We start from the raw sequence: 1,702 nt of genomic DNA on the forward strand, positions 1-1,702 counted from the left end.
GGCCGCGATGGTGAATGCCTCGGAAGGGGTGACCCCCATCGCCTTTGGCGAAGAAGACCACGCCGAGGGTGAGGCCGGGCATGAGGGCCACGACCACGGGGCCGAAGACCCGCATGCTTGGCAAAGCGTTGCGAACGTCGGCATTTACGTCAGCAACATCGCCAAGGACCTGTCCGCCGCCGACCCGGAAGGCGCCGAGACCTACAAGGCCAACGCCGCAGCCTACCTGGCCGAACTCGATACGCTCGACACCGAAATCCGTGCTGCGGTAGCCACCCTGCCGGAAGACCGGCGCACAATCGTTACCTCGCACGACGCCTTCGGCTACTTCGCCGCCGCCTACGGCTTGACCTTCGTCGCCCCGCAGGGATTATCGACCGAGGCCGAAGCCAGCGCGCAGGACGTGGCGGCCCTGATCACCCAGATCAAGGACCAGAAGATCGGCGCTGTCTTTGTGGAAAACATCGCCGACCGCCGCCTGCTGGACCAGATCGCAACCGAGACCGGCGCCAAGATCGGCGGCACGCTTTACTCCGACGCGCTCTCCGCCGCGGACGGCCCCGCGGCCACCTACCTGGACATGATGCGCCACAACCTGTCGCAGCTGACCGCTGCGCTGTCGCAATGACGGAGGTTCTGGACGTCGCCATCGTCGGCGGCAGCTTTGCGGGTCTGACCGCTGCGCTGCAACTGGGCCGCGCCAGTCGCCAAGTTGCCGTGTTCGACACGGGGCGCCCGCGCAATGCAGCCTCGCCTGCCGCCCATGGCGTGCCGGGCTGGGATGGGCGCGCGCCCGCTGACATCCTTGCCGCGATCCGGGGCGATCTGGCGGCCTACCCGACCGTTAGCCTCCGCGACCGCGCCGTGACGGGCCTGTCAGGCGAGGCCGATGCCTTTCGCCTGACCACGGCGGTCGGAGAGGTGATGGCACGGCGCGTCATCCTTGCCTGTGGCGTCACCGATCGCCTTCCCGACATCCCTGGCCTCGCCGAAGGCTGGGGGACCTGGGCTCTGCACTGCCCGTACTGCCACGGCTATGAGATCAAGGGGCAACCCCTCTCGATCCTCGGACGCGGACCGATGGCGCTGCACATGGCGCGGATGCTGCGCACCGACTGGTCGCAGGATGTAAGCCTGATCGCGCATGAAGGCGACCTTGGTCCAGACGCCGAAGCCGAGACGGCAGCGCTTGGCGTGGGCCTGCTCCGCTCTCCCCTGATCCGCGCCGAACCCGAGAGCGACGGTGCGCGGCTGACGCTGGTAGACGGAACGTCACTGTACACCTCCGGCCTGTTTCTGCACGCGGACACCGCCTTTGCGGCGCCCTTTGTCGCAGACCTTGGCCTTGCCACGATAGCAGGCCCGACCGGCCCCTATCTGAAGACCGGAGCCTTCAACGTGACCAGCCGCGCCGGCATCTTCGCCGCAGGCGACATCATCCGCCCCGCAGGCATTGTCACCCCGGCGCTGGCCGATGGTGCCATTACCGGCACCGCAGCGCATCAGTCGCTGATCTGGACCGACCGTTTTCCCCCACTGCAGGAGACTTGACCCATGAACGCACAAATCCCCGTCACCGTGCTGACCGGCTTTCTTGGCGCCGGAAAGACCACGCTTCTGAACCGCATCCTGACCGAGGAGCATGGCAAGAAATACGCCGTCATCATCAACGAATTCGGCGAAACCGGAATCGACAATGAAC

At 66.5% G+C, this 1,702-nt stretch carries 3 protein-coding genes; all 3 read left to right on the top strand.

Translation table 11 applies throughout. The features are described 5' to 3' along the window. A partial coding sequence (locus ACRCSW_RS22030; protein WP_438707797.1) for a metal ABC transporter solute-binding protein, Zn/Mn family occupies positions 1 to 628 on the top strand: 628 nt, incomplete at its 5' end. Next, complete coding sequence (locus tag ACRCSW_RS22035; RefSeq protein WP_438707798.1) at positions 625 to 1,551, top strand: NAD(P)/FAD-dependent oxidoreductase; 927 nt, start codon at positions 625 to 627, stop codon at positions 1,549 to 1,551. The genes ACRCSW_RS22030 and ACRCSW_RS22035, both read left to right, overlap by 4 nt. Before the next feature lie 3 nt (positions 1,552 to 1,554). Then, on the top strand, positions 1,555 to 1,702 hold a 148-nt coding region (locus ACRCSW_RS22040; protein ID WP_438707799.1), incomplete at its 3' end, for a GTP-binding protein.

The organism is Tabrizicola sp. (assembly GCF_051645465.1).
Classification (GTDB): domain Bacteria; phylum Pseudomonadota; class Alphaproteobacteria; order Rhodobacterales; family Rhodobacteraceae; genus Tabrizicola.